We start from the raw sequence: 6,000 nt of genomic DNA, 5'->3' as shown, positions 1-6,000 counted from the left end.
CTCGGGCCCAGGGCGGGCGGCCAGGGGTCCTGCCGCGCGCCCTGGGCGAGTTCGATGCCGCCGTGGACGCGGATCAGCGCGGCGAGCAGCAGGGTCCGGTGCTCGCGGTAGACCCGCTGCAGGACGGGTGCGCTCATTCGGCCGTGGCCGGTCGGTGGTCCAACCCCGGCACGGTGACGATCGGCCGGACCTCGATGCCGCCCGGTTCGGCCAGCGGGCACAATGCGGCCAGTTCGAGAGCCTCGTCGAGGTCGCGGCAGTCGAGCACGTAGACGCCGCCGAGATGCTCGTGGGTTTCGGCGTACGGGCCGTCGGTGATCAGTGTCCGCCCGTCGCGCACGCTGACGGTGGTGGCGGTGCGCTCGTCGCGCAGCGGGTGCCCGGAGATGAACACCCCGCGCCGGCGGCACTCGTCGGCGAACGCGTTCACCCTGGCCAGGGCCTCGGCGAAACCCGGATCATCCGGCTCGGGCCGCACGCAATCGTAGATCAGCAGCAGGTACTGCATCGGTTCCTCCACTCACCGGAACAGGGTCGGTAGAACAGTCGGTCGCAGAGAATGACGAACAGGTCGACCGTATCTCGACACCCGCGCACGATCTCTTTGTTCGCTCCGATCGCACGCCTTCGCTCCGGCCGGTCGCCGGAGCCGCTGTGCTCGGTGTGTTCGCGGTCGGTCAGGCGAGGGAATCGGCCGCGCAGGAGACGGTGGCGAAGGCCGCCCAGAGTAGCGGCGAGTGCTCGATGGCGCCGGTCTCCCGCCAGGCCGTCAGGCGTTCGCGCTGCCAGGCGGACAGGGCGAGGATCGGGTCGGGTCGTTCGTGGGCGGCGTCGACCGCGCACACGACATCCTGGAGCGGGGTCGCGGCGGTGGCGCCGGCGAGGCGCTGGAAGGCCAGGTCCGTGGGGAGCGCCCAGCGGGTCGCCGTGACCAGTTCCGCGCCGCCGTTGATCATCGCGGCGACCAGGCCCAGGGCCTCGGTGAAGCGCAGGTCGCCGCCGCTCTCACAGGCGATGAGCGCCACGCGGCTGGGGATGGGCCAGAGATCCTGTCCCGCAACGGGTTCGGCCGCCAGCGTGTGGGTGCCCAGCAGCAGATCCTTCGCCGACAGCGGCCGGTGGCCGCGCAGCGGACGGGCGAAGCCGGTGGTGTCGGCGGTGCACGCGAGATGGAGTTCGGCGTTCTCGCTGCGGCCGGATTCCGGCGCTTCGGCGGTGACATGACCGACGTAGAGCAGCCGGGCGGCGCCGTCGCGCAGCAGCGCGCTGAGCCGGTCACGATCGAGGTCGGTGCGGCGGAAGGCTTCCGGCGCTGTGTCGGCCGCGGGCCGGAGCCGTTGGCGCGCAAGGTATTCGGTCGCACGCTCGGCCAACGGCATGGCGGGGTCGGGCCGCCCGAGTACCGAGCCCAGTTCCGAATCGGCCCGGAAGCCCGGCACGCGCGGGTCGAGCACCGCGACTACCGGCAGGTCACGGTCGGCGGCCCAGGAACGGGCGATGCGGTCCGGGGCGTGCACGATGCTCGCGGGGGCGAGCATGCTGACGTCGGCGATGTCGACCAGCCGCAGGCTGGGATCGGGCGCGATCAGCTCCCACGGCACCTGCGCCACCCGCGGTGACGGCTGCCACCGGATGTGCGGGCGGACGCCGCGCATCAGTAGCTCGTGCAACTGGATCGCCAGCCCCTGCGGGAGCAGCGCGCGGCTGAGTGCCTGCGCCAGAGCATATTCTGTTTCCCGGTCGGCGAAATCGCCCGTGGTGAGGGCTTGTTCGAGACCGCCCGGGCGCGCGGGGTCCGGCAGTGCCGCCGCGAGCCGGTGCACGGCCGCGTCGACGTCGGCGCCGGGCAGCATGCTCGCGCCCGGGCTCGAGGTACCGCCGAGCCAGCGCCAGGACATGTACAGGTCGTCGGCGTCGGCCATCCGCACGAGCACCGTCGGCTGCGCGCCGGTCATGCCGGTATCACCCGGTCGTCCCGCACCGCCCGGCCATAGCGCTGTTCGGCGGCGGTGATGTAGGCGTCCAGCGCGATGTGGCCGTCCGGGGGGACCGCGAGTCGCGGCGGCGGGCCGACCGGCAGCCCGGCGGCGGCCGCGACCTGCGCGAGCGCCGAGCCCAGCCGCAGCGAGCCCGCGCCGGGGTCGGCGGGAGGTTCGGGCGGCGGTGGGGGCGGATCGAACGGCAACCGCGCCGGTGCGGTGTCCGTCATCGCTGCCCGGTCCAGAGCGGTTCCGGCACATTGGGTTTCGATCAGATCGGCGATGAGTTGCCCGTCACCGCACCGGTAGGCGAAGCGGAACGCCAGCCGCAGCGCGGGGGCGGCCATCTCGCGATTCCACTGCTCGCGCTGGCCGCCGTCGCGGAAGCTGTAGCGCACGGCGTCGATGGCGAGGGCGGAGGTGACGGCCAGATCGCGGGCCAGCGCGAGCGCCTCGGGCGGCGGCGGGGTGACCAGGTCCGGGATGATCATGTCCCAGAGCGACGCGTGCCAGAAATCGACTCGCGCACACTGCAAGCCGAGACCGCGCGCCGCGTACGCGGCGTAGGCCGCCGCGAGCAGCGCCTGACCGTCTCCGACTCGCCCATGTGCGAAATCGAGCGTGGCCAGGCGGATCCGGACTCCGGAAGCCTCGAGCACCGCGCCGGAGCCCTCGAAGTAGGCGAGGGCGCGCCGATAGACCTGCTCGACGTGCTCGAGGTCGCCGTGCCGCTCGGCCAGGAACGCCGACAGTTGTAGCCCGAGCCCGGCGCGATAGCCGAGACCGGCCGCCTCGAAATGCCGCTGAGCGGTCCGCAGATGCGGTTCGGCCTCGTCGTGGCGGCCCAGCCGGGCATACATCATCGCGAGCGTCTGCCGCATCTCGGCGGTTCCGTTCACGTCGTCTGTGGCCTCGAACGCGGCCAGCGCCTGATGTGCGAAGTCGAGGCCGAGTTCGCCGCGCCCGGACTCGAAGTGGGCCGCCGCGAGATTCCCCAGCGGGTGGCCGCGTAACTGGGGCGCCGAGCGCGTGGTGACTTCCAGCGAGTCGGTGGCCAGCGTGATCGCCTGCGCCCATCGACTGCGATGCATCGCGACGGCGGTGAGCGAGATCAGGCAGGAGACGCGCAACGTGGCGAGGTCGCTGTGCCCCTCGAGCAGGTCACGCGCCTGCTCCAGCGCGGCCTCGGCGGCGTCCAGGTCGCCGACGTGCTGCAGGGCCTGCGAGTAGTTGATCAGGGTGGAGGCGCGCTTCTCGGTCGCGTCGTCCGGGATTTCGGCGAGTGCGGCCCGGAAACCGGTGATCGCGCCGGTGTGATCACCGAGTTCGTCCCGCATGCTCGCCGCGTTGATCAGGGCGCTGACCCGCACGCCGCCGCTGGTCGTGCGGGCGGCGTCCGCGAAGATGCGCAGGGCCTCGGCGACCTCGCCGCGAGCGTGGGCCGCGGCGCCCTCGTGGAGCAGTTCGACGCCGGGAGGCACGGTGTCCTCGGTGTCCATCAGAAGTCCTGATCCATTGTGGCGGCGTCGATTTCGGCCAGCAGTGGCGCGTCTCCCGACTCCGGTGGGTGCAGGGCGGCACGGAGCCGATTCGCCGCGAAGTCCCGGATGCGGCGGCGGGCCGCCGGTCCGTGCGGGTCGTCCGCCGCTGTCGGGTTCTCTATTGGCGACGGACCGACGCCCGGGACGTAAATATCCACGCCGGCAACATCTTCCGCCTCGGTGACGGCTGTGCCCGTCCAGGTGTCACCGTCCGGGTGCAGGGTGAGGTCCAGTGTGGCGGTGGGGGTGGTCGAGACGCGGGCGCGGGGCCACAGATGAGCGGGTACGCCGGGATCGAATCGCGGGGCGGCGACCGCCGCGACGCCGAGTGTCGTCACACCGGAATCCCTGGTGAGACGCCAGGATACGGCGGATTCCGACGCATCCAGGATGCCGGGCGGGCAGCGTCGCCAGTCCCATCCGGTGATGCCCGTGGCGAGAATCAGTCCGGCGGGTCCCGCTGCCGTCGAGGGTCCCGCGGCCAGGGCGTAATCCCTCTGCGCGACCGCCACGGGCGAAACATTCTGGGCGAGTAGGGCATCCGCACCGTCCACGATCATCTCGCAGGCCTCGCTGAGGTGCGCGAGGTCCTGATCGAGCACGCGCGGATCGAGGACCGGGATGGCGTCGATGGTCGACGCGGGCCACCAGTGGGCCGCCCAGAGCGCGTAACCGAGACGCCGTGCGCTGTCGGCCAGCTCGGGAAGGGCCGGGGCCGAGGATGTTTCGCCCACGTGCCCGTCGGCGACGGCCACCGCGACCGGTTCGCCGTAGACGGCCCACAGCCAGTCCTGGGCGGCCGCGGGATCGTGCAGCACGGCCGCCGGAGTGCGCTGACCGGAGAGCAGGCCCCACGACAGATGGCCGCCCACGACCTCCAGCACGAGTGTGTCCAGACGCGGTTCCGGGTCGTGGACGGTCGGCGCGTCGGCGGGGGAGAGGGTGACGACACCGTCGTCGTGGCGGAGAAATACGGCTTCGGGCATCAGCTCGCCCTCGATTCCGCCGAATCGGCCGCCGTGTCAGCGTGATTCGCGCTCAAGGCCTTCTTGACTCGTGCCCGGTGATCGAGGATGACCGACCGGGCCACCCCGTCGAGCAGATCCCACAGCTCGCCGACCTCGAGCACCGGCGCCTCCCGGACATCGCGCCCGTGCAGGCGGACCCACAAACGCCGCAGATACGGCCGCCACGGCCGCCGGAGTTCGGCCGCGATCACGGCGAGCGGGTCCGCGGCGGTACCGGTCTCGTGCACGGCGAGGCGACGCGCCTGCAACACGTACGCCTCCCGCCGCCAGCGCCCGTTGACCGCGCGATGCGCCGCGGTGCCCCGCGACGACGAATCCGGTTGCGGCTGTTCATATGCCGTCACGGGGGCGACGCCGACCGCCGCCACCGGACCGGGCTCGAGTGCGGCACGTGCCGCGAGCGGGGCGAGGCCCAGCGCCAGTTCCACTCCCGCGGCCGCGGCGACCCGCAGCGACTCGTCCAGCAACGCCCACGGCGCACAGCTACGGGCGATCTCCGCGGTGACCAGCTCCGGAATAGCGGGCAGGTCGGCGCGCTCGGTGGAGGCCTGCAACACCGTGAAGACACGTTCGCAGACCGTGCGATCGAACGGCCGCCCCATGGTCGCGGTCGAGGCCGTCGCGCCCAGTGCGGGCGCGGCGGGCAGCGGGTGCGCGGTCAGGCCGAGTTCCTGCGCCGAATGGCCGGAGTCGTTGTACCACAGGGCGATTCCGGACCGGGCGCCCGCGTGCGCGGCCACCAGACCGTCCCATTCGCGCTCCCCGGACCGGCTCGGCGAATCCTGCTCCGCACAGGCGTCGAGCAGCGCGGCCAGCGCGGCGGCGTGGCCGGACGGCGCGGCGGCGGGCCGCGGACGCCGTCGCCACGCCGTCTCGATCAGGACCGAAAGTTCGGCGCGGCGAGACGGGTCGGCGAGATGCTCCCGCAGCGCCTGCGTGGTCCGGCCCGCCGCGACATGGTGGATCTCGCGCAGCGCGGCCGCGGCGGCGGGCTCGTCACGCACCGGATCCGGATGCCCCGAGACCGTGGCGAGTTCGAAACACCGCTGGAAATACAGGTCCTGGGGATGGCCCTCGGTGATGCGCGCGGCGCGGCGGATCCGCTTGAGCAGAACGAACCAGGCCGCGGTCGCGCGCAAGACGTCGGCCGCGGCGTGGACGCGGGCCGCGAGCAGGGTCGCGCCGTCCGCCGTCAGCATCGGCCCGGCGCAGGCGGGATGCTGGACGGGCCGGATCACCAGCGGGTCGAGGATCAGCTTGACGGTGCGGCGCAATGGCCCGCCCTGGGGGCCGCTGAGCGCCTCGACGCCTCGCATCTCGCGCCACACCTCGTCGAGCACCATGGCGCGCGGTCGTCGCATTCGGCCAGGTTAACCCACTACCGCCGGTTCGGTGCAGCCCCAAACCTGGGATCGGTAGGCGGCCAATCCTTCCTACCTTTCTGGCACGGCC

Annotated in this window: 5 protein-coding genes; all 5 read right to left on the bottom strand. The window is 72.6% G+C overall.

Translation table 11 applies throughout. The annotated features are described in order from the left end of the window. Positions 1-133 precede the first annotated feature (133 nt). The 5 genes from QH470_RS08715 to QH470_RS08695 all read right to left on the bottom strand — a co-directional run bounded on the left by QH470_RS08715 (position 134) and on the right by QH470_RS08695 (position 5,891). On the bottom strand, positions 134-508 hold the full coding sequence (locus QH470_RS08715) for a YciI family protein (RefSeq protein WP_280271767.1): 375 nt from the start codon (positions 506-508) through the stop codon (positions 134-136). 169 nt (positions 509-677) lie between these two features. Further along, complete coding sequence (locus QH470_RS08710) at positions 678-1,955, bottom strand: CHAT domain-containing protein (protein ID WP_280271766.1); 1,278 nt, start codon at positions 1,953-1,955, stop codon at positions 678-680. Continuing rightward, a complete protein-coding gene (locus QH470_RS08705; protein WP_280271765.1) occupies positions 1,952-3,478 on the bottom strand; it encodes a tetratricopeptide repeat protein in 1,527 nt (508 codons plus the stop codon). The genes QH470_RS08710 and QH470_RS08705 overlap by 4 nt, the downstream gene beginning before the upstream one ends. Then, positions 3,478-4,506 carry a hypothetical protein gene (locus tag QH470_RS08700; RefSeq protein WP_280271764.1) on the bottom strand — a complete coding sequence of 343 codons (1,029 nt, stop codon included), beginning with the start codon at positions 4,504-4,506 and terminating at the stop codon, positions 3,478-3,480. The genes QH470_RS08705 and QH470_RS08700 overlap by 1 nt, the downstream gene beginning before the upstream one ends. Then, positions 4,506-5,891, bottom strand: coding sequence for a hypothetical protein (locus QH470_RS08695; protein WP_280271768.1), 1,386 nt, complete (start codon positions 5,889-5,891; stop codon positions 4,506-4,508). Before QH470_RS08695 ends, QH470_RS08700 begins: the two co-directional genes overlap by 1 nt. Between the last annotated feature and the right edge of the window lie 109 nt (positions 5,892-6,000).

Origin of the sequence: Nocardia wallacei (assembly GCF_029868745.1) — a bacterium.
GTDB classification, from domain to species: domain Bacteria; phylum Actinomycetota; class Actinomycetes; order Mycobacteriales; family Mycobacteriaceae; genus Nocardia; species Nocardia wallacei_B.
Note: the sequence above shows the minus strand (reverse complement) of the source record. Positions and strands in the feature narration are given on the sequence as shown.

Bases quoted from the DNA above. Each gene is read 5' to 3' on its own strand.
- QH470_RS08715 (WP_280271767.1), bottom strand. From the start codon at position 508: ATGCAGTACCTGCTGCTGATCTACGATTGCGTGCGGCCCGAGCCGGAT.
- QH470_RS08710 (WP_280271766.1), bottom strand. From the start codon at position 1,955: ATGACCGGCGCGCAGCCGACGGTGCTCGTGCGGATGGCCGACGCCGAC.
- QH470_RS08705 (WP_280271765.1), bottom strand. From the start codon at position 3,478: ATGGACACCGAGGACACCGTGCCTCCCGGCGTCGAACTGCTCCACGAG.
- QH470_RS08700 (WP_280271764.1), bottom strand. From the start codon at position 4,506: ATGCCCGAAGCCGTATTTCTCCGCCACGACGACGGTGTCGTCACCCTC.
- QH470_RS08695 (WP_280271768.1), bottom strand. From the start codon at position 5,891: ATGGTGCTCGACGAGGTGTGGCGCGAGATGCGAGGCGTCGAGGCGCTC.